The organism is Pseudobacillus sp. 179-B 2D1 NHS, from assembly GCF_045370945.1.
Taxonomy (GTDB): Bacteria; Bacillota; Bacilli; order Bacillales; family Domibacillaceae; genus Pseudobacillus.
Genome location: NZ_JBIQDP010000007.1, coordinates 172,170 through 192,741, shown reverse-complemented (window position 1 = coordinate 192,741; position 20,572 = coordinate 172,170). Strand labels below are relative to the sequence as shown.

Below are 20,572 nucleotides of genomic sequence, written 5' to 3'. Positions count from 1 at the left end.
TGATGCCAGTGTAGCGCATTAGGCCGGAAGGGAGCTATCGAACTTTCTTTCACTTTTCTTACATCGATGTAAGGTTTTGCGAAGGGCTGAACACAATGCGGAAAATCGATCCCTCGTTGACTTCTGTTTCCACTTCTAGTTGATGTCCAAGGTAATGGCATACCTCGTTAACAAGATACAGTCCCATCCCTGTGGATTCGCGGTATTTGCGGCCGTTAGAACCGGTAAAAAATTTGTGAAAAATTCGTCTTCGATCTTCCGGAGGGATGCCGATGCCCCAGTCTTTCACTTCCAATATGGCTGACCCGTCTCTTTCATAAATTGTAATGTCGATAGAAGAGCTTCTGCCTGCCGAATATTTCACTGCGTTTTGCACAAGCTGGTCAAGGATAAAAAATAGCCATTTTTCATCTGATTCAACAGTAATGCCAGGATGCTGCTCCTTAAAACGAGGATAGACCCGATTGCGGATATAGAAGCGCTTATTTTCTGTGTTGACTGCTTGTACCGTTTTGGCGAGCAAGACGGGCTTGATTTGAAAATCTTGTTCAATAGTTCGCAGACGGGCATTGTAAAGAACTGTATTCAAGCTATGGCGCATTCGTTCTGTCTCTTCACGAATGTTCGAAGATTCAGGTTCGTCAAGGTTTTGTGCGGTCAGTTCAATAACCGAAAGAGGTGTTTTTATCTGATGCACCCATCGATCGATAAATTCCAGGTGCTCTTCCTGTCGCTTTTCAGCTCGCTGCAGAGCCGTCATATAAAGCTGATATTGTGACTTTAACAGTGCATGAAGGGCAGCAGCAGTCGGAGCAGAGCCGGTTTTCTCTAATGATTCATCAGGGGATGAAAGGCCGTTCTCTAGCCTTTTATAAAATGAACGCCGGCTTATGTAATGATAGAATAAATAACTGGCTAGCAAACATAGTCCAATAAAAACGGCATATAGAAAAACAGAAATGTGATGATAGCCGTCGAGCCAAAAAATAAGAAAAAAAACGAAAAATTGGACGAGTTGAAAAGAAATCAACAGTAAATGTTCACGAAAAAATAACCTCATGCTCTTGCCGGCCCCCATGTTACATTCAGTCGATAGCCAGCACCGCGCACGGTTTCGATGGATTGTTCAATACCGAGTTCCTGCAGTTTTTTACGCACACGAGTAACATTTACATTCAATGTATTTTCATCCACACAAGTTTGCTCATCCCATAGCTTTTCCAGTAAATCTTCCCTCCCCGCTACACGTGGATAACGATCCATTAAGCTTTCAAGAATATCTGTTTCTTTTTTTGTCAGGCGTATCTCCTGATTGGCAAAGTGCAATTCAAATCGCTCTGGATAAAGCTTCAGTCCATCTAACTCAATGACCTGTTCCTGGTGGTTGGAGGAATAGGCGCCGTAAGCCCGACGAAGCTGGCTGCGGACTTTGGCCATAACGACATCGGCATGAAACGGCTTTGTAATAAAGTCATCCCCGCCATTTTCCAAAGCCATGACCTGATCCATTTCCCCCGTTCGGGCCGAGATAAAAATAATAGGACAAATAGAAACAAGACGGATTTGCCGACACCAATAATAGCCATCGAATTTAGGCAAATTAATGTCCAGCAAGACGAGATCAGGCTTCTCTTTATGAAATAGATCCATGACATGATCAAAATCCTCTATTACTACGCTTTGCAGCCCATACTTTTCAATAAATACTTTTAAATGTCCAGCAATCTTTGGATCATCTTCAATAATCATAATTTTTTCCATTGGATTCCTCCTTCAACAGGCGAAGTGTTCTTTTGCGACTGCTTACAAAATTGATTATAGCATGAAGTGGCTGCATGCAAATAAAAGCCATGGAGGGTAATTGGATGCGCAGTAATAAGGAGATAAGACAGGTAGCTTTAAGTGTTTGAGATATTCATCCACCAATATTCATTTCAACTATATGACAATTATGGTAATCTAAAACTATCAATCTCTTCTATTAATAACGAGTCTATCAAGAGTGATTCAGATGTAAACGAGAGCGTTGTGAATCCATCATAATAATTTATGTTAGGTGATAAAATGGACTTTAAAAAATTTACAATGGTTTTTATTTCTGTAGCTGTTATTTCTCTTGTATGTGGGTTAATTGCTTTATCTGTAATAGGAGTTAGTGTACCGGCAGAAGAAAACCATCTTCGTAAAAAGCAAGAGGCAGAGACAGAGAAGGAGACTAAAAAACAGACGGATGAATTTGTTGAAAAACAAATTAATATTGAAGGGGACATAAGAGAGACTTTACCGACATTGAATGATGGCAATGAGCCGCAAGTGACTGATCTTATGCATAAAATGACTCATCAAAAAGTGGTGTCAGATGAAAAATGGGGAGCGATCGAGATGACTCCAGAAAACATTGCGAAACTGAAGCAACACGTTTTAGCAAATAATTTTAAATCAAAGGAATTTTTTCTCGAAATATTAAATAGGTGGGAGACTGGAAATTTTGATAAAGCAGATAAAGATCACAATGCTTTATGGGAGGCACAGGGAGGAACCGTTGGCATTGCTTACGACCTGATGACAGAAAAACAGGAGAAGCAGTTTATCGAGAGGAATTTCAGGTAAGAATAAAATAAAGGGAAGTGAATATCCTTACTTTTATATGGAAATAATGAAAATCCTCTTGAATTCGACAATATTTTTATATATAATAAAACACATGTTATAAATTGAACTCTTTACTTGCGGGTGTAGTTTAATGGTAAAACCTCAGCCTTCCAAGCTGATGTCGTGGGTTCGATTCCCATCACCCGCTCTCTCATATTGTTATTAACGCAATGTTTTATTCCTTGCTGGATAAGATGTTGCGTTTTTTAATGTATATGAACGCTTGCTGGAAAATGCTTTCTCTGAAAGGAGGAGTAGGAATGGATTATGCTGTTTTAAAGAAAGAAATTATTGAATATAGCCGGGAAATCGGTATAGATAAGATTGGTTTCGCCTCAGCAGCTCCCTTCACTGAGCTGAAAGATCGTCTAGTGCGTCAACAAGCATTGGATTATCAGTCAGGTTTTGAAGAAAAGGACATTAACAAGCGGGTGGACCCTTCTTTAATTTTTGATCAGCCAAGGTCGCTTATTGCCATTGCGTTAGCCTATCCTTCTAAAATGAAAGAGTCTGTGAAAGGAAAGAAAGGAGAGAGAAGGGGCATCTTCTGCCGGGCTTCCTGGGGAGAGGATTATCACACGATCCTTCGCGACCGGTTAGGCAAATTAGAAGCATTTATCGCGGCTAAAGTTCCCGACGCTCGCTTTCGTTCAATGGTGGACACAGGAGAGCTGTCAGACAGAGCGGTGGCTGAGCGTGCGGGGATTGGCTGGAGTGGCAAGAATAGCTCTATTATTACACCTGAATTTGGTTCCTATGTTTATTTAGGAGAAATGATTACTAACTTGCCATTTGAGCCAGATAAGCCGATCGAAAATCGCTGCGGCACATGTACGAAATGTTTAGATGCTTGTCCAACGGGCGCCCTCGTACAAGGAGGACAGTTAAATGCTAAACGCTGTATTGCGTTTTTAACACAAACGAAGGACTTCATGCCTGTAGAGTTTCGTGAAAAGCTTGGGAACCGTCTATATGGCTGTGACACTTGTCAAACGGTTTGTCCAGAAAATAGAGGGATCGACTTTCATTTCCATGAGGAAATGGAGCCAGAACCAGAGGCGGTAAAGCCGCTTCTTAAGCCGCTAGTCAACATGAGTAACAAGGAGTTTAAGCAAAGATTTGGCTCTATGTCTGGCTCTTGGAGAGGAAAGAAGCCTATTCAGCGCAATGCTATTATTGCATTGGCTCATTTTAAAGAAGAAGAAGCTTTGCCTTCCCTAATTGAGGTGCTACACTCAGATGTCCGTCCAGTATTAAGAGGAACCGCTGCTTGGGCAATCGCAAAAATTGGTGGTGAGGGGGCTAGAGAAGCGCTCATTTCAGCAAGAACAAACGAAAAGGATGATGAAGTTATCGCTGAAATCGAGAAAGGAATCTCTTCAATGAATTAACATGAACAGAGACTAGCCTGAATAGATATAGAAAAACGAATCGTTCAGGAGGATCTTTTCATGTGTGAAGAGCTTCGACAGGAAATCGAGCGGCGTTTGCAGTCTCTCGTGGATGGCAAAGTGAGTGACGAGGAGAAGTTGCTAAGAAAGCAGCAGCAACTAGAGTCAAGGGGGAGTAAAATTCTTAAAGCTAAAGCTTTTGGCAAGATACTTTCCAATGAGGGAGAATGGACACGTTATCTCGTTCATTTTAAATATTTAATTAAGCAGGACAGCTATATTTATTTAGAGGAAGAAGTCGAGGAGAGAGCTGCTCGCATAGAAAATCAAAAGCTGATAGAAGATAAGGAAACAAAACTCCCGCTTGTTTTTTTAGGGGAAGAAAAGGGAGTGGCTGACTTCCCGGAGGTCTTGGAAGAGAGACGAGCCTTTCATTATGACCGTCTTAAAGCCGTTCAATATGCGGAGCGATGGTGGAATAGTTATAATCCAGCTTATCGAAAATTTAATGTGGATTGTACCAATTATATTTCCCAATGCTTGCATGCAGGCGGAGCGCCGATGACGGGTTACCCAGATAGAAGCCGAGGCTGGTGGATGACAAATAATAATTGGAGCTACAGCTGGACAGTTGCTCATGCTTTCCGCTGGTTTTTGTCCTCCTCCAAGAGCGGGATACGCGCGCAAGAGGTGAGTGAACCGAAAATGCTGCAGCCTGGTGATGTAATTTGTTATGACTTTCAAGGAGACGGCCGCTTTGACCATTCGACGATTGTCACAGCAAAAGACCGCCGTGACATGCCGCTCGTTAATGCCCACACAACAAACAGCCGCATGCGCTATTGGAGTTATGAAGATTCTACCGCCTATACTCCCGGTATTCAGTATAAGTTTTTTCAAATTAAAGATGATTCTTCTTAAGTTTTTTTACTAGTGATATAATAAATAGGTTACAGCATAAATATGAGGTGAATAATTTTGTCTATTAACGTAGTACTTTACCAGCCCGAGATCCCGGCCAATACCGGAAATATTGCTAGAACTTGCGCAGCTACAGATACAGTGCTTCATTTAATCCGTCCGCTTGGCTTCTCAACGGATGATAAAATGTTGCGCCGTGCCGGCCTGGATTACTGGCAGTTTGTAAAAGTGGTGTATTATGATTCCCTCGAGGAATTTTATGAGAAGAATGCCGATGGAGAATATTATTATTTAACCAAATTTGGCGAGAATAACTACGCCGATTTTGATTATAGCAATCGTGACAAAGAGCATTTCTTTATTTTTGGAAGAGAAACGACAGGCTTGCCAAAAGAGACTATTAATGAAAATAAAGAGCGGTGCCTGCGCATTCCAATGAATGAAAATGTAAGATCCTTGAATCTATCTAATACAGCCGCCATTTTAGTTTATGAAGCATTGCGTCAGCAGAGCTTCCTGAAATTAAAATAAAAAAGCACTGCAGCCTGACTGCAGTGCTTTTTTTGTGAAGAAAGTGACGTTCTTTTGACGATGCCTTCGCTTTTTTAAATTATTTTGTACCTGGCTTATCTTCATATCCAGCAGTAAAAATTGCGGAAAGGAAGGCAATAATCACAGCTAAAATGAGTATGAAATTCATTTTACGTACCCCTTTCTTAAGAAGTCTTTTCCTGCACACTATTTTTATTATAGCTGAAAGCATTTGTAAAGAAAACGCTAACTTATTGCAAATTACGGACAATCAATGATTCCGCTTTTCATTAGCATGTTAGAGGCTGTACGGGCATAGGATTTATTAATCGTTCTCTAATTACGCAAAAGCGGGAGGTCTATATGGATATCTTAAAAAAAGTCGAACAATACCGTGAACAGGAAGAAAAGTTAAAGTGGGAAGGCACTTTTGCGGAATATTTGGATATCGTTAAACAAAAGCCTTGGGTGGCTCAGTCAGCTCATTCTAGAATTTACCATATGATCAAAGACAAAGGGATAGAGACAGAGAATGGCTCTAAGAAATATAGTTTCTTCAGCACGGAGCTATACGGACTGGAAGAAGCGCTAGAACGCCTCGTTGAGGAGTATTTCCACCCTGCAGCAAAACGATTGGATGTCCGCAAACGGATTTTGTTGTTGATGGGACCGGTTAGTGGAGGGAAATCAACGCTTGTTGCCATATTGAAAAAAGGAATGGAGGCTTATTCAAGAACAGAAAGAGGGGCTGTATACGCGATTAAAGGATGTCCGATGCATGAGGATCCGCTCCATTTAATACCTGCTCATTTGCGGGAAGATTTTCATAAGGAGTATGGTGTTCGAATTGAAGGGAATTTATCGCCATTAAACATGATGAGGCTACAGGAAGAATACAATGGCCGGATTGAAGACGTACTGGTGGAAAGAATCTTTTTCTCTGAAGATAAACGGGTTGGGGTCGGAACATTCAGCCCCTCTGATCCGAAGTCTCAGGATATCGCTGATCTAACGGGCAGCATTGACTTCTCTACGATTGCTGAATACGGATCTGAGTCTGACCCGCGCGCCTACCGTTTTGATGGAGAGTTGAATAAAGCGAACCGTGGATTGATGGAGTTTCAGGAGATGCTGAAATGTGATGAAAAATTCTTGTGGCATTTATTGTCTCTTACACAGGAAGGGAACTTTAAGGCGGGAAGATTTGCCTTGATTTCCGCAGATGAATTAATTGTTGCCCACACAAATGAGACGGAGTATCGGTCGTTTATTTCTAATAAAAAGAATGAAGCCCTTCATTCACGGATTATTGTCATGCCGATTCCGTACAATCTAAAGTTGTCAGAAGAGGAAAAGATTTATGAGAAAATGATTCGCGAAAGTGATGTGTCTGATGTTCATATCGCTCCGCATACGTTAAAAGTAGCAGCCATGTTTACTATTTTGACTCGTTTGAAGGAGCCGAAACGCGGCGATATTGACCTTGTTAAAAAGATGAGATTATATGATGGCGAAAATGTGGAAGGGTACAATTCAGCAGATGTCGATCAGTTAAAGAAGGAGTACCAGGATGAAGGAATGAGCGGCATTGACCCACGCTATGTGATTAATCGTATTTCATCTACGATCATCCGTAAAGAAGTATCTTCCATTAACGCGCTTGATGTTCTCCGCTCCCTGAAAGAGGGACTTGATCAGCATCCGTCGATTTCAAACGAACAACGAGAAAAATACTTGAACTTTATTTCTGTCGCACGGAAAGAATATGACAACATTGCCAAGAAGGAAGTGCAAAAAGCGTTTGTTTACTCATATGAAGAATCAGCGAAGACGTTGATGGATAATTATTTGGATAACGTAGAAGCGTATTGTAATAAGTCAAAAATGCGCGATCCGCTCACCGGGGAAGAAATCAATCCGGATGAAAAGCTTATGCGTTCGATTGAAGAGCAGATTGGTATTTCTGAAAATGCCAAGAAAGCGTTTAGAGAAGAGATTTTAATTAGAATTTCGGCTTACGCTCGAAAAGGAAAGAGGTTTGACTATCATTCTCATGACCGCCTGCGTGAGGCCATCCAGAAGAAACTGTTCGCCGACTTAAAAGATATCGTGAAAATTACAACTTCAACGAAAACGCCGGATGAACAGCAGTTGAAAAAAATCAATGAGGTAGTGGCTCGTTTAATTGATGATCATGGCTATAATTCTGTATCAGCCAATGAACTGCTTCGTTATGTGGGCAGCCTGCTGAACAGATAGAAGAAGAGGCAGCCGTTTTGGCCGCCCTCTTTTTTCCTTTTCAACTATATACTTCGTACAACTTTCCGCCTGCATGCATACGATAAAACTAAGGAAAGGAGAGATGATAGGAGATGAGTGAGCATCATCACGTATCCCGTGAAAATTGGTCTCTTCACCGCAAAGGGTATGACGATCAAGAGCGGCATAAGCAAAAAGTACAGGATGCCATAAAAAAGAACTTGCCGGATTTAGTTACAGAAGAGAGTATCATCATGTCAAACGGCAATGAAGTCATCAAAATCCCTATTCGTTCCATAGAAGAATATAAAATTAGATATAACTATGATAAAAATAAGCATGTCGGGCAGGGGGACGGCGATAGCCAAGTAGGCGATGTTATCGCTCGCGATGGCAGCCCTGCTGAGGGAGCTGGAAAAGGAAGCGGTCCCGGCGATCAAGCTGGAGAAGATTACTACGAAGCAGAAGTGTCGTTTATGGACTTAGAAAAAGCATTCTTCAGCGAGCTGGCACTTCCCAATCTGAAGCAAAAAGAACAGGCGCCTTTCACAGTGGAAGACGTGGAATATAATGATATACGCAAAACAGGGTTAATGGGCAATGTGGATAAGAAGAAAACATTGCTATCAGCTTATAAGCGCAACGCTTTAACTGGAGAAGCGAAATTCCATCCTATTTTACCCGAGGATTTAAAATTCAGAACGTGGACAGAAGTGGAAAAGCCAGAATCAAAAGCCGTGATCCTTGCAATGATGGACACAAGCGGATCGATGGGGGTCTGGGAAAAATATATGGCCAGAAGCTTCTTTTTCTGGATGGTTCGCTTTTTGCGGACAAAGTACGAAACCGTTGATATTGAATTTATTGCTCATCATACAGAAGCCAAAGTAGTCAGCGAAGAGCATTTCTTTTCTAAAGGAGAGAGCGGGGGGACGATTTGTTCATCTGCTTATCGAATGGCTTTAGAACTTATCGAAGAGAAATATGACCCTTCCCGCTACAATATTTACCCCTTCCACTTTTCAGACGGGGATAATTTATCATCTGACAATCTGCGGTGTGTAAAGCTGGTTGACGAGCTGATGGAAAAATCGAATATGTTCGGCTACGGAGAGGTGAACCAGTACAACCGAAATAGCACGCTCATGAATTCGTATAAAAATATTAAAGATAATAAGTTTAGACATTATATCTTGAGGCAAAAAGCGGATGTATTTTATGCGATGAAAAGTTTTTTTGGAAAAGAAGAATAAAAAAAAGTACCTTATTGAAAAGATCCATGCTTTCAATAAGGTACTTTTTTGTTTAGTTTGGCTTGAACAGGAAATAAATAAAGATATCAGACAAGTAAAGGAGCGAATAGAAAATGAGTAAAGAGACTGGCAAGCAACAAGAGCAGGAAAATCTGTCAATTGAGCAAAAGGAAAAAAGAAGGCGCGGTGAAGATATCGAGCCACAGCGAGAAGTGGATAAGCCGACGCATTCTGATTCATAAAAAAAGAGATCAGCACATATTGAGGATTTTCTCAATATGTGCTTATTTATTTGATCAATATTTTAAGAAGAGTTAATTATGGGTATAAGACGAAGGAGTCTATCATAAGGAGGAGCCATATGAAAGCTGTTACTTACCAGGGAGCAAAAGATGTGCAAGTAAAAGAAGTGGAAGATCCTGTTTTGCAAAAAAGAGACGATGTGATTGTTCGCATCACCTCCACAGCTATTTGCGGATCGGACCTTCATCTTTATCAAGGCAATATGCCGCTGCGTCCGGGCTATATTATCGGGCATGAGCCAATGGGAATTGTCGAAGAAGTGGGGCCAGATGTAACGAAAGTAAAAAAAGGAGACCGAGTCGTTCTGCCGTTTAATGTCTCATGCGGCCACTGTTTCTATTGCCAGCATGACATGGAAAGTCAATGTGACAATTCCAATCCTCATAAGGATACGGGAGGATACTTCGGTTATACAGAACAATACGGCAATCATCCCGGAGGCCAGGCAGAATATCTGCGAGTGCCATTCGGAAACTTTATGCCGTTTGTTGTTCCTGAATCTTGTGAACTGGAGGACGAGGCTTTATTATTCATGTCGGACGTGTTGCCAACAGCCTATTGGAGCGTGGAACACTCAGGCATGAAGCCGGGGGATACGGTTGTCGTTCTTGGGAGTGGCCCCATTGGATTAATGACGCAAAAGTTTGCGTGGATGAAAGGAGCCAAGCGGGTTATCGCTGTTGACTATTTGCCTTATCGTCTGCAGCTTGCTCAAAAAATGAACAATGTAGAGGCGTATAATTTCTCCGAATATCCGGAAATGGGTCACCACATTAAAGAGCTGACAAACGGAGGAGCAGATATCGTTATCGACTGTGTAGGAATGGATGGGAAAAAATCAGCGATTGAAAAAATCGAACAAAAATTAAAGCTGCAAGGTGGTACATTAAGTGCGATCAATATCGCTAAAGATGCCGTAAGAAAGTTTGGCACCGTTCAGTTAACTGGAGTATACGGGCTTATGTACAATATGTTTCCGCTCGGCAATTTCTTTGAGAGAAACATCACATTGAAAATGGGCCAGGCACCGGTTATCCATTACATGCCGGAGCTATTTGAAAAAATTACAGCAAGTGAAATTAATCCGACGGAAATTATTACGCATATTATGCCGTTAGACCAAGCGCCACAGGCTTATAAAATTTTTAATGATCATGAGGACGAATGTGTAAAAGTTGTATTAAAACCTTAAAAAAGAAGAAGCCGGATCCGGCTTCTTCTTTTCAAAAGTTTAGTGAGGCAAAAAGGCAAGCTGGTAAAAGAACAGAACAGCAAACACATAAACGAGTGGATGCACTTCACGGAATTTTCCGCGAACCACTTTCAATAGCGGGTAGGAAATGAAACCGAGAGCAATACCTGTTGCAATACTAGACGTTAATGGCATGCTAAGAATAATTAAAAATGCTGGAAATGCTTCATCAAGCTCATTCCAAGTAATCTTGGCGACACTTTCCATCATTAAGCAGCCAACGATAATCAGAGCAGGAGCTGTGATAGCCGGCAAGCCGGATACCGCACTGACGAGCGGCCCAAAGAAAGCAGCAAGCACAAACAATCCAGAAACAACAACAGTCGTAAGCCCTGTACGTCCGCCAGCAGCGACCCCAGTTGAAGATTCTATATAGGCACTTGTCGGGCTTGTTCCAAAGATAGAGCCGGCAGTAGCCGCAATAGAATCAGCGAGAAGGGCCTGGCGCGCTCGTGGCATAGTTTTGCCTTTCATCAAGCCAGCCTGCTGAGCCACAGCAATCATGGTCCCTGTTGTATCAAAAATAGTTACTAATAGGAAGGAGAAGACGACAGCATATAAGTTATGCTGAATCACATCTCCAATAGCAGTGAACGGGTTAGAAATCAGCAGCCCTTCTGGAAGAGAAGGAGCGGAGACAATCTTAGTAATTTCTAATTGACCGGTGAAATAAGCAATCACACTCGTAATAAGCATCCCAATAAACAAGGCCCCATTTACTCTCATAACCATCAGTACAATAGTAATGGCGAGCCCTGCCAAGGCTAACAATGCTCCAGGGCTATGGAGATCGCCCAGCGCTACTAAATTTGTCGGATGATCAGCGATAATACCAGTTTGACGAAGCCCAATAAAGGCGATAAATAACCCGATTCCCGCTGTAATTCCATGCTTAAGATTATCTGGAATAGCAATAATTAATTTTTCTCGGAAAGGAGTCAAGGATAAGGCAATAAAAATAAGACCGGCGACGAAAACAGCAGCAAAAGCTGTCGAATAAGTAATGTCTCCGTGAGAACCGACAACAGAATAAGCAAAATATGCGTTCATACCCATTCCCGGGGCAATCGCAATCGGATAATTGGCCATGAGAGCCATCCATAATGTTCCGATGACAGTAGCAATAATCGTGGCTGTAAATACTTGATCAAATGGTACACCTGCATCCTGTAGGATAATTGGATTCACCACAACAACGTATACCATTGTTAGGAATGTAGTCAGACCAGCGATTACTTCTTTTTTTGTATTTGTTCCATTTTCCTTTAATTTAAACATTGGAAACCTCCAAAATACGAACATTAAAAATCACACTTAATATAATATTCGTTTTGTTGAGTAGATGCAATAGGAAAATAAAAAAGAGTGATCTTTTGATCACGAACAAGCCATGTTGTTCAGTATTGGTGAAACTAGTGCGTGAATGGAGAGCTATTTCTTATTATGGTAGCGAAAAAGCAAGATATCCAAAGTTTCTATTGAGGCAAAAAGAATACGTGGTTAAGATGAAGGTGCAAGTGAACGAATGGTTATACTGGCTAGCGGGCTTTTAATAAAAGGCTCTGTTAAAGAAGGATATTTTTTCATCGTTGATTGTAGCGGAAAGCGTCCGCCTGCAGTGAAAATCAACCATTAAGTATCACAGAGCCTAATCAAAAGGAAGAAACCATTTTTTAGAAGGGGGAGATAAAATGCCTGGAAGCAAGCAGGAAAAGATACTCATCATTCTCATGTTTGTTATTGCCTTCGTTCTATTTTTAAATATTTTAAGAAAATATGTATTTTAAAAAGCTGTTCCGCCATAGCGGAACAGCTTTTTATAGGAATAAATCAAGAATGAAGTAGGTTAAAGCGGCAATTGTAGCCGATATTGGCAATGTGATCACCCATGTAATTAACATGCGCTGGGCCGTTCCCCATTTAACACCGCGAATCCGATGTGAAGCGCCTACCCCTAAAATGGAAGAAGAAATGACATGAGTAGTACTGACTGGCAAATGGATAAATGTAGCACCGAAAATGATGGCTGCGGATGTTAAGTCGGCCGCAACACCATTAACTGGACGAATCTTCATAATTTTTCCGCCAACCGTTTTAATGATCTTCCAGCCACCTATAGAAGTCCCAATTCCCATGGCAGCCGCACAGGAAAACTGTACCCAAAACTGAATATCCGTTGTCGACTGGAAGTTGTTAGCGATCAGTGCCATTGTAATAATCCCCATCGCTTTTTGGGCATCGTTCGTACCATGTGTGTATGATTGCAAGGCAGCCGTAAAAATTTGAAAGTGGCGGAACCGGCGGTTTGTTTTCGGTAAGTTATTGTCCTTAAACACCACTTTGAATATGCTGTATACGATAAAGCCGCCAATAAAAGCAATAATTGGCGAAAGAATCAGTGCTTCAATAATTTTTAAGAAGCCACTGTAATTCAAAATTCCCACACCGGCAGCTGCAATCGCCGCCCCAGCAATAGAACCAATCAAGGCATGAGAGGAACTGCTCGGAATTCCGTAATACCATGTAAGTAAATTCCAAAGGATAGCAGAAATTAAAGCCGCTAAAATAACGGTCGAACCATTTTCAAGCATAAAGGGATCAACAATATCCTTTGTGATGGTCTTCGCTACTCCAGTGAATGTCATGGCCCCAAGAAAGTTCATAGAAGCTGCCAGTATAATAGCATGGCGGGGCTTAAGAGCCTTCGTGGAGACGGAGGTAGCAATAGCATTTGCCGTATCATGGAAGCCGTTAATAAAATCAAATGATAAAGCGCAGACAACGATTAATACTGTAACAATGAGTAGAGAATCCATAAATAGGGCGCTCCTTAAGCGTTTTTCATAATGATGGTTTCGAGAGTATTGGCCACATCCTGACAGAAATCAGCAATTTGTTCTAAGCTCTCATAAATTTCTTTTAGCTTAATGAGTTGAATTGGGTCTTTCTCTGTGGCGAACAGATGTTTAATGGATTGGCGTCTTATGCCATCACAAGCTGTTTCGTAATCTTTAATTTTAATGACATGCTCACGGATTGGCAGTAGCTTTTTCGTCTCAAGCAAGTCAACGGCCCGTTCAATTTCAACTGAACAACCGCGAATGGCTTCAACAAATTTCAGCATATATTCATCGACGTTAATAATCGAGTACATTTCAAACATCGCTGCTGTTTCTTCAAGACCGTCAAGGACATCATCCATGCTCATCGCAAGCGCTAAAATGTCTTCCCGCTCGATCGGTGTGATAAACGACTGGTTCAATTCCTTAATAACCTCGTGAATTAATTCGTCGCCTTTGGTTTCGAACGTTTTCATCTCGTTGTAAAAGATTTTTAAATCGCTGGCGTTCTTTAGTTTGTAGTCAGCAAAGTAATCGGCACTTTCCTTCAAATTGACTGCAATTGAATTAAGCAAGATAGTGAATTTATCCTTTTTGTGTTTAAACAATTCGAAAAGCCTCCTAATTATAAAAAATGGCTAACAGCACTATTTTACTTGAATAAAGCCCAAGAAAAAAGAGTTTGTCGAAAAAAGGCAGAAAAATTATTTGTTTAAACGGCTTTCCCCAGCTAAATGGTCGATTCTGCTTTTATTTGACGGTAAAATACAAGTAAATCTGAAAGGAGGAATAAAAATGAAAGTTGTTGAAAATCTCCAAGGCACGCTAACTTTGAACAATGGACTGGCAATCCCGCAAGTAGGACTCGGTGTCTATAAAATGACGGATGAGGCAGAGGCGAACTTTGCCATTCAGTCGGCCCTGCGCATGGGATATCGTCTCATCGACACGGCAGCTATTTATGAAAATGAACAGATTGTTGGCCAGGCTATAAAAGAAAGCGGCGTGAACCGTGAAGAAGTGTTCCTTACTACAAAAGTGTGGAACAGTGATCAGGGATATGATGAAACCCTGAAAGCATTTGACACCTCATTAAATAAACTGCAAACGAATTATCTGGATTTATATTTAATTCACTGGCCTGGAAAATCCAAAGAGAAGTACCGGGAAACATGGCGGGCACTCGAGCAGTTATACAGCGAAGGAGCCGTTAAAGCGATCGGTGTCTGCAACTTTCAAGTCCACCATCTGGAAGGATTGCTTGCTGTCTGCAACGAGGTGCCGGCCATTAATCAGATTGAGAATCATCCATACTTGACTCAGGAAAAAGTGAGAAAGTACTGCCAGGAAAAAAACATTATGGTAGAGGCATGGTCGCCAATCGCTCGCAATAGGCTGGCTAACGAACCGACACTGAACCACATAGCGAAAAAACACAACAAGTCAGTTTCACAAATTATTCTACGCTGGCACCTGCAAAATGGCACAGTCGTTATTCCAAAATCCATTCATGCTGAACGGATGAAAGAAAACAGTGAACTTTTTGATTTTCAACTTTCCCTTGAAGACATGAAAAATATCAACGCCTTAAACAAAGGAGAAAGAATCGGTCCCGACCCCGACCAATTTGAAAATGGCTTTGCAAATTAAAAGCGCAAGGCGCTCGCCCAGCGTGATAGGAGGTTGGAGGAATGTCTGTCGGAGTCGTTCGTTGACGCCAACAGACATTCTGAAACCGCCGTACACGCTAGAGCCTGAAGCTGGATAAAGCTAAAAGCGCAAGGCGCTCGCCCAGCGACCGTTCAGCCAATTTAAGTGAAGAGAGAGCGAATGTCATCTGGAACAGTTGACTGGCAAACGATTGTTTCACCGGTGAACGGATGAGGAATTTCGATTTTAGCCGCATGAAGAGCTTGTCTTTTTACGAGTGGCTCTCCTCCGTATAGACGGTCTCCGACAAGAGGGTGACCGCTGGCAGAAAAGTGAACGCGAATTTGATGAGTTCGTCCAGTCGCAAGCTGACATTCTACAATAGAGAGCTTGCGGCTTTTATTTCTCTGCAGCACACGAAAATAAGTGAGAGCAGATTGGCCCGATGGTGAGATGCGTCTCCTCGTGGGATGATGTCTATCTCTTCCGACCGGCTTGTTGATCGTTCCTTTATTTTTTTGCATGATGCCGTGAACGGCAGCGACGTAAGTTCGTTTAATAAGTCGATCTTGCAGAAGGTGGGAGAGAACCGTATAGGCTGCTTCATGCTTGGCAAATAGAACGACACCGCTCGTCTGTTCATCCAAACGATGAACATGGCGGATAAAACCACACTCTCCGGATAATTGGACATGATAAGCAACTGCATTGAGTAAAGAGTTGATTTCTTCCTCCTGATTAGGGTGAGTTTTCATTCCAGCTGGCTTATTCACAACGAGCAAATGGTCGTCCTCATATAAAATATCCATGTCAAAGAACGAAGGAACAGGGCTTTCTGTGGAAGAAAGGAATAGCGGAATCTGCAAGGCATCATTCTCCCTGAGAGCAGCTTGCCAATCAGCTGTTTTTCCATTTAATGTGATGGCTTGATCCATTCTCCATTGATGAATCAGTTTTTTGGGCAGCTTCCACTTTTCTTTAAAAATAGAATAAGCGGTTTCCCCTTCCCACTCCAAAGGAATGCTAATTTCGTAAATAGTACCTTTGCGCTTTGTCTTATACAAAATGGTTCCCACCTTTAGGTTATCTTACCCCATTTCACAAAATTACCAACGTTATTAAATGAGGTTATATGTTATTCTTGAACTATCTATCAGATCATTAATTAGGATATAGCAGGGAAGGTGTTTTTTTGAAAGTAATTATTGCCTCCACTACCGAGCAGGAAGAAAAAATTAATGAATTAATTTGGCAATTAAAGGAGGAAGTTTTCCCCCGCTTCTTTGAAGAGGAAGAACTGAGAATCATGTATGAATTTGGAATATTGGAATTGACAGATAGTCACTTTAAGCTTTTTGGAACTCTCCAGGATGCTTTTCAAGTGATCTCTAGTCTTCAAACAATTTTATCTATCCTTGAAACAAACGATCCTGCTAGTCTGCCCTCGCACTATCAGGAAATGTTTGAAAGAAACACAGCGATTTTAGAAGCGTTTGATATTAGTTTTCCTTTCTTTCTCAGTCATTTTACCAATAAAAGAAGTCTGATCCCCTATTTAACTTCTCTTACCCCGTCCAACACATACTTGATGTAAGCCTTCTGTGCAACCAGAAGGCTTTTTTATTAGGGCTCGGCTATCCCTAATTGTTGATTTCTGCTCCGATTTTTTGTTGAAAAACCCTATTCACCTTTAACAGAGCCTCTGTTTTAAAATTATAATTAACAAGCGATCGTAAAAGAAGCCCCTGCCATTGGAGACAGGGGAGTTCTTTTATTTTTCTTTATGGGCATCCAAAAATTGTTCAAGCGTTTCTTTCGGCTGGCTGCCGACGAGGCGCTCCTGCTCTTCGCCATTTTTAAAGTAGACAAGAGTTGGTGTTGATTCAATCTGGTAATGATCCCATCCATCTTCAAATTCCAGAAGATTAAACTGATTGATATGAGTATTCTTTTCTTTAGCAAGCGGCATAAGAACTGGCGTAGTAGCCTGACAATGAGGACAGGTTGGGCTATAAAAATAAACAAAAAGGTCTTCTCCGTCCTCTAGCTTCTTGTCCAACTCATCCGGCAAGATAAGGTTGCTGTAGTTTGGATCATCAAGTTGTTTAATCGTTTCGGGATGAAGCTCTTTTTTACCATAAGGATTGTCCTTTGACGCTTCATTTTGCTGATATTTGGTGAGGAAAACAATTGCTGCAAATATAATTAAAATAACAGCCGCAAAGATAATAATTTTTTTCATGCTAGGCAACGTCCTTTCCTTTAATAACGAGGAGGCTGGTTATAAAAATAATAATGAATGCTGTAAGTGCCAAAAAAGGGATAGTAATAAAACCAAACCAGTTAATGTACATTCCTGTGCACGGTACCCTTCCGCATGCTGGAGCACTGTTTGTAAAAAAATCAACTTTTTGAATAGCGTAATGATAAAGAGAAATACAGCCCCCGATAGCTGAAAGGGTTAAGGAATAGCGGGCAGCAGCCATATCTTTTTTTATGATGGCAAGCCCCAGGATTAAAACAAGTGGATACATAAGAATCCGCTGATACCAGCAAAGCTCGCAAGGCTCATATTTCATCACTTCTGAAAAATATAAGCTGCCGAGCATCGCAATAAAGGAAGCGCCCCAAGCGATAAAAAGCAGGTTTTCTTTTTTCATACATTCTCCTTTTCTATATAAATTTCTCTAAATGATTATAGTATTAGCAGCTGAAAAAAGTAAAATAATCAGTCCTAAAAGTGCAGAGAGACATGAGAAAGAGCAGCTGGAAAGGCTTTTTTTACCTTCCCAGCTGCTTATCACTGGTGGAATTCCTCTAGGCATTTAATGAGTTGGCATGCTCCACATAGTGGAATAATGTATAAAAAGTTTTTTCCACAGCAGAATAAGAATTAGGGAATGAGCGGGCATGGAGAAAATGTTCAATTTTCTTCGACAGTAAATGATCTTTTGTCCGCACCATCAATATGAGCAGGTTTGTCCAGTCTGAACGATGAACATAGTACAGCACACGGTCATAATCTGTATAATCCATTGCTTATCCCCCCTTGTTCGAGGAACTATCTATAGTATATGTTCCCCCTCAAAAAACTCTCTCTGTAAATACTGGCATAGCCCCCGTTTAAAAATTGAATAAGGATTTGGCGGAAAAGAGGGTATGACCCTTTGCTTTTTTTCATAAGTATTTGTTAAAGGGCAAAAGGGGGAAGCGAAAATGAATGAGGCAGAAATGAAAGACCTTCAGTATGCCATTGATGAAATTACTGAAATTGCCACGGGATTCGGCCTTGATTTTTATCCGATGAGATATGAAATTTGCCCGGCGGAAATTATTTATACGTTTGGCGCCTACGGCATGCCGACCCGGTTTTCTCACTGGAGTTTTGGTAAACAATTTTTCAAAATGAAACTACAATATGATCTTGGTCTTAGTAAAATATACGAGCTCGTAATTAATTCAAATCCATGTTATGCCTTCTTGCTTGATACGAATTCTTTAATTCAGAACAAACTGATTGTAGCTCACGTATTGGCTCATTGTGATTTCTTTAAGAATAATGTCCGTTTCCAGCAAACGAACCGACATATGGTGGAAAGTATGGCTGCAACAGCTGACAGAATCCATCAATATGAAATGGACCATGGCAAGGAAACGGTAGAAAAGTTTTTGGACGCTGTGCTGGCCATTGAGGAGCACATCGATCCTTCGCTTCTAAGACGGCAGCTCTACTGGCAAACAGACGAACCAGAAGTGGAGCAGGAGAAGAAGAAGGGGCCTTATGATGATCTTTGGCTGCTTGATGAGACAAACACATTTGAAATTACACCGAAAAAAGCAAAGAAAACAATTCCTCCCCGGCCGGAAAAAGATGTCATGCTGTTCATTGAACAGTATAGCCGAGACCTTGAGGACTGGCAGCGTGACATTATGACAATGGTAAGAGAGGAGATGCTTTATTTCTGGCCGCAGTTAGAGACGAAAATTATGAATGAGGGCTGGGCTTCTTACTGGCACCAACGTATCGTGCGTGAGCTTGATTTAACACCGGGAGAAGCAATTGAGTTTGCTAAGCTAAACGCGGGTGTCGTCCAGCCGTCGCGCACGTCGATCAATCCTTATTATTTAGGACTGAAAATGTTTGAAGATATTGAAGAACGGTACAATAATCCAACGGAGGAAATGAAGCGCCACGGAGTTAAAGCAGGATCAGGACGAGAAAAAATATTTGAAGTCAGGGAAGTTGAGTCTGATATTTCGTTCTTACGCAATTATTTAACGAAAGAGCTCGTTTTAAGAGAAGACATGTATTTATTCCAGAAAAAAGGGAAAGATTATAAGATAATCGATAAAGAATGGACAAACGTGCGCGACCAACTCGTTAGCATGCGAGTGAACGGCGGATTTCCTTATTTGACAGTGAATGACGGCGATTATATGAAAGCGGGAGAACTGTATATTAAACATTGGTACGAAGGAATTGAGCTGGACCTGAAGTATTTAGAAAAAGTTTTGCCGCACCTATATACGTTATGGGGAAGAACCGTTCATTTGGAAACAATGGTGGAAGACCGGGAAATTCTCTTTACCTTTAGTGGCCACAAAGTGCAGCGTAAGTATTTATAACGAGCGGGTGTCCGGATTTCCGGCCACTCGTTTTTTTATTCATTCCAAATTTTTTAGCCGTTGTTCGTATGTTAGTTTTATTTGCGAACGGAAGGGGAAATATTTCTTGAAGCTAATTTCCGGAAGGAGAGCAGAAAATAATGGGATTAGTTTTTATGGTTCTCTATTTTTTAATTGTCGCTTTTGTTATAGAAATTTCTGTTACTTTATTTAATTTAACTGGATTAGAAACAGCAGTTTCCCGTTATCAAGTGGTCTCTATGCTCACAAATACCGGATTTACTACAGATGAAGCCCAGTTGGTCCTTGATCATCCAGTTCGCAGGCGGCTGAGTATGTTTCTTATTTTATTTGGGGCTTTTTCACTCGCGGTGGTAATTTCTTCCATCACCAATATACTATCAAATGACTTGCGTGTAAAAGAATTGACGATAATTAATGTGATTCTGCTCATTCTTTTGATGATCGGGAAAACCCCTTTTATTAAGGAGCGGCTGAAAAAGAAATTAAACAGGGAAATGGAAAAAAAATTAGAAATCTCAGAGCTGCCTATTAAAGATGCGCTGTACTTAGACGAGGATGATTTGGTAACGGATGTGGTCATTGAAAAAGATTCTGAATTCATCGACCGGAAAGCAGTAGACCTCGTGGAACGTGATGAAGACATCAGCATTTTATTTATTAAACGCGGCAAAGTGAATATTCGCAATAAGCTGGATGAAGAAAAGATCCATGAGGGAGATCAGTTGTTCATTTATGGAAATAAAAAACAAATAGAAAAGAAGTTCCTGAAGGCAGATGAAAGAATTGAAAGCTCTTCAGACTAGAAGGCAATAAGCTGTTCATTGTAAGTAAAGGCTGGATTTTTTATTGGCCGCTACCTGTGGCCTCTCC

21 protein-coding genes and 1 tRNA gene are annotated in these 20,572 nt (G+C 41.2%); 13 read left to right on the top strand and 9 right to left on the bottom strand.

Features of this window, described 5'->3' with window-relative positions; genetic code table 11:
- Positions 1-58 precede the first annotated feature (58 nt).
- Both ACH0BF_RS09750 and ACH0BF_RS09745 read right to left on the bottom strand, forming a co-directional pair.
- Entirely contained in the window at positions 59-1,060 is a 1,002-nt protein-coding gene (locus ACH0BF_RS09750; protein ID WP_406909324.1) for a sensor histidine kinase, read from the bottom strand.
- Positions 1,057-1,761 (bottom strand): response regulator transcription factor, encoded by a 705-nt coding sequence (locus ACH0BF_RS09745; protein ID WP_120036398.1) that lies wholly within the window; start codon positions 1,759-1,761, stop codon positions 1,057-1,059. Before ACH0BF_RS09745 ends, ACH0BF_RS09750 begins: the two co-directional genes overlap by 4 nt.
- A gap of 303 nt (positions 1,762-2,064) precedes the next feature.
- Here ACH0BF_RS09745 and ACH0BF_RS09740 point away from each other — a divergent pair, with 303 nt between their 5' ends.
- The 9 genes from ACH0BF_RS09740 to ACH0BF_RS09700 all read left to right on the top strand — a co-directional run bounded on the left by ACH0BF_RS09740 (position 2,065) and on the right by ACH0BF_RS09700 (position 10,502).
- Positions 2,065-2,610 carry a DUF6241 domain-containing protein gene (locus ACH0BF_RS09740; RefSeq protein WP_120036399.1) on the top strand — a complete coding sequence of 182 codons (546 nt, stop codon included), beginning with the start codon at positions 2,065-2,067 and terminating at the stop codon, positions 2,608-2,610.
- 119 nt (positions 2,611-2,729) lie between these two features.
- Positions 2,730-2,800, top strand: a tRNA-Gly gene (locus ACH0BF_RS09735).
- A 112-nt stretch (positions 2,801-2,912) separates the two neighbouring features.
- Complete coding sequence (queG, locus tag ACH0BF_RS09730) at positions 2,913-4,043, top strand: tRNA epoxyqueuosine(34) reductase QueG (RefSeq protein WP_340856079.1); 1,131 nt, start codon at positions 2,913-2,915, stop codon at positions 4,041-4,043.
- A gap of 60 nt (positions 4,044-4,103) precedes the next feature.
- The gene (locus ACH0BF_RS09725) at positions 4,104-4,964 is read left to right on the top strand and encodes an amidase domain-containing protein (protein WP_340856076.1); all 861 of its coding nucleotides are present in this window, start codon (positions 4,104-4,106) and stop codon (positions 4,962-4,964) included.
- Positions 4,965-5,018: 54 nt separating this feature from the next.
- Positions 5,019-5,495 (top strand): tRNA (uridine(34)/cytosine(34)/5-carboxymethylaminomethyluridine(34)-2'-O)-methyltransferase TrmL, encoded by a 477-nt coding sequence (gene trmL, locus ACH0BF_RS09720; RefSeq protein ID WP_182917172.1) that lies wholly within the window; start codon positions 5,019-5,021, stop codon positions 5,493-5,495.
- Positions 5,496-5,858: 363 nt separating this feature from the next.
- Positions 5,859-7,754: a PrkA family serine protein kinase gene (locus ACH0BF_RS09715; RefSeq protein WP_120036403.1), complete on the top strand. Its 1,896-nt coding sequence runs from the start codon at positions 5,859-5,861 to the stop codon at positions 7,752-7,754.
- Positions 7,755-7,867: 113 nt separating this feature from the next.
- Positions 7,868-9,007, top strand: a complete 1,140-nt coding sequence (gene yhbH / locus ACH0BF_RS09710) for a sporulation protein YhbH (RefSeq protein WP_340856072.1) — start codon at positions 7,868-7,870, stop codon at positions 9,005-9,007.
- Positions 9,008-9,120: 113 nt separating this feature from the next.
- Complete coding sequence (locus tag ACH0BF_RS09705) at positions 9,121-9,249, top strand: 3-methyladenine DNA glycosylase (RefSeq protein WP_120036405.1); 129 nt, start codon at positions 9,121-9,123, stop codon at positions 9,247-9,249.
- Positions 9,250-9,368: 119 nt separating this feature from the next.
- On the top strand, positions 9,369-10,502 hold the full coding sequence (locus ACH0BF_RS09700) for a zinc-dependent alcohol dehydrogenase (protein ID WP_340856069.1): 1,134 nt from the start codon (positions 9,369-9,371) through the stop codon (positions 10,500-10,502).
- Positions 10,503-10,541: 39 nt separating this feature from the next.
- Here the strand turns inward: ACH0BF_RS09700 and ACH0BF_RS09695 are convergent, their stop codons facing one another.
- From ACH0BF_RS09695 to ACH0BF_RS09685, 3 genes are all read right to left on the bottom strand, one after another.
- Entirely contained in the window at positions 10,542-11,840 is a 1,299-nt protein-coding gene (locus ACH0BF_RS09695; RefSeq protein WP_340856067.1) for an NCS2 family permease, read from the bottom strand.
- Positions 11,841-12,379: 539 nt separating this feature from the next.
- On the bottom strand, positions 12,380-13,378 hold the full coding sequence (locus ACH0BF_RS09690; protein WP_120036408.1) for an inorganic phosphate transporter: 999 nt from the start codon (positions 13,376-13,378) through the stop codon (positions 12,380-12,382).
- Between the two features lie 14 nt (positions 13,379-13,392).
- Positions 13,393-14,010 carry a DUF47 domain-containing protein gene (locus ACH0BF_RS09685; RefSeq protein WP_120036409.1) on the bottom strand — a complete coding sequence of 206 codons (618 nt, stop codon included), beginning with the start codon at positions 14,008-14,010 and terminating at the stop codon, positions 13,393-13,395.
- Between the two features lie 187 nt (positions 14,011-14,197).
- Here ACH0BF_RS09685 and ACH0BF_RS09680 point away from each other — a divergent pair, with 187 nt between their 5' ends.
- Positions 14,198-15,052: an aldo/keto reductase gene (locus ACH0BF_RS09680; protein WP_406909323.1), complete on the top strand. Its 855-nt coding sequence runs from the start codon at positions 14,198-14,200 to the stop codon at positions 15,050-15,052.
- A 161-nt stretch (positions 15,053-15,213) separates the two neighbouring features.
- On the opposite strand, the gene ACH0BF_RS09675 is transcribed toward ACH0BF_RS09680, so the two are convergent.
- Positions 15,214-16,116: an RluA family pseudouridine synthase gene (locus ACH0BF_RS09675; RefSeq protein ID WP_340856061.1), complete on the bottom strand. Its 903-nt coding sequence runs from the start codon at positions 16,114-16,116 to the stop codon at positions 15,214-15,216.
- Between the two features lie 128 nt (positions 16,117-16,244).
- Between ACH0BF_RS09675 and ACH0BF_RS09670 the strand changes: the two genes are divergently transcribed.
- Positions 16,245-16,646: a DUF5365 family protein gene (locus tag ACH0BF_RS09670; protein WP_340856058.1), complete on the top strand. Its 402-nt coding sequence runs from the start codon at positions 16,245-16,247 to the stop codon at positions 16,644-16,646.
- Positions 16,647-16,823: 177 nt separating this feature from the next.
- On the opposite strand, the gene ACH0BF_RS09665 is transcribed toward ACH0BF_RS09670, so the two are convergent.
- From ACH0BF_RS09665 to ACH0BF_RS09655, 3 genes are all read right to left on the bottom strand, one after another.
- Complete coding sequence (locus ACH0BF_RS09665; protein WP_340856056.1) at positions 16,824-17,294, bottom strand: thioredoxin family protein; 471 nt, start codon at positions 17,292-17,294, stop codon at positions 16,824-16,826.
- A gap of 1 nt (position 17,295) precedes the next feature.
- Positions 17,296-17,712 (bottom strand): disulfide formation protein C, encoded by a 417-nt coding sequence (locus ACH0BF_RS09660; protein WP_120036414.1) that lies wholly within the window; start codon positions 17,710-17,712, stop codon positions 17,296-17,298.
- Between the two features lie 157 nt (positions 17,713-17,869).
- Positions 17,870-18,088, bottom strand: a complete 219-nt coding sequence (locus tag ACH0BF_RS09655) for a YhdB family protein (RefSeq protein WP_041099076.1) — start codon at positions 18,086-18,088, stop codon at positions 17,870-17,872.
- A 180-nt stretch (positions 18,089-18,268) separates the two neighbouring features.
- Between ACH0BF_RS09655 and ACH0BF_RS09650 the strand changes: the two genes are divergently transcribed.
- Together ACH0BF_RS09650 and ACH0BF_RS09645 are read left to right on the top strand one after the other, a co-directional pair.
- Positions 18,269-19,678, top strand: a complete 1,410-nt coding sequence (locus tag ACH0BF_RS09650; protein WP_120036415.1) for a SpoVR family protein — start codon at positions 18,269-18,271, stop codon at positions 19,676-19,678.
- Between the two features lie 140 nt (positions 19,679-19,818).
- Positions 19,819-20,505 (top strand): TrkA C-terminal domain-containing protein, encoded by a 687-nt coding sequence (locus tag ACH0BF_RS09645; RefSeq protein ID WP_120036416.1) that lies wholly within the window; start codon positions 19,819-19,821, stop codon positions 20,503-20,505.
- The last annotated feature ends 67 nt before the right edge of the window (positions 20,506-20,572 follow it).